At 64.2% G+C, this 1,189-nt stretch carries 1 pseudogene; it reads left to right on the forward strand.

The features are described from left to right. Positions 1-1,001: pseudogene (locus ACODS0_RS27965) on the forward strand (IS91-like element ISCR8/ISPps1 family transposase); the annotation flags it as partial. Between the last annotated feature and the right edge of the window lie 188 nt (positions 1,002-1,189).

Raw genomic sequence — 1,189 nt, forward strand, 5'->3', positions numbered from 1 at the left:
GCTCCAGCCTCAATGAACACGTCCACTTCCACGTTTGTGTGGTGGACGGGGTGTTTGAGGAAGTGGAGGGCGAGGGCGATGCTGATGCGACCCCTCGAATCTCATCGCCGGGTGTCATCTTTCACGCGGCCACCGGCATCGATGCGGCTACCGTGGCCCCAGTGCAGACCACACTGCAAAAACGCATCCTGCGCGCCTTCGTTGCTCGGGGCCTGCTGGAGAACTGTGACGCCAAAGACATGCTGGGCTACAAACACAGCGGCTTCTCGGTGGACGCCGGTGTCTGCATCGAAGCCCACGACCGCGCTGCGCTGGAGCGGCTGCTGCGCTATTGCGCGCGTCCACCGTTTTCCATGGAGCGCCTACGCAAAGAGGGAAGCAAACTGGTGTACCGCTGTGCCAAACAGCGCAGCGAGCCCACCAGTGACAAGCGTGGTGCCAAGGCAGATGAGCTGCACCTCACACCGCTGGAACTGATCGACCGCATCGCCGCGCTGGTGCCACCGCCACGCACCCACCGGCACCGCTACTTTGGTGTGCTGGCACCAAACTCGCCGCTGAGAGCGGCGGTAACGGCGCTGGCTCAGCCTGCTGCGTCGCAACCAGCCACGGTGGAGACTGCACAACCTGGCGCGGGCGTACCTGGGGTGGCGGCGCCGGGCAACGCGGCCACACCCACACCCGAACCTGAAGCACGCCCGAAGCGAGCGGCGCATTACTTGTGGGCGGTGCTGATTGCCCGCATCTACGAGGCATTTCCGCTGCTGTGCCCCATGTGCGGTGGGCAGATGCGCATCATTGCCTTCATCACCCACAGCGCCGAAATCCGCCACATCCTGAACCACATCGGGGTGGAGTCTGCCCCCCCGCACATCACCCCGGCACGCGGGCCACCGCTGTGGGAGGGCTGCGACGCGCCGGTGGATGATGGTGCGCAAGGCGAGCCGGATTGGGATCTGGCAGCTCAACCCGACGAGGTAGACCAGCGCGTCAATTGGTGACCCAGTGAAGCGGCGGTATCCATCGCTGCGGGGAAGCAGCTGCGCGCGCGCCAGGCCCAAATGCATACTGCCTCCCAAGCTCTTGCCATTGAGCGGCAAGCGAGCGCTCAACCTTCCTTGGCCGAACGTGTTTCGAGGCCCAAAACTCGTGCCATACTTGGCCTCATGCGGTTGAATTTCCTATCCGT

It is taken from the genome of Acidovorax sp. FG60, assembly GCF_057808995.1.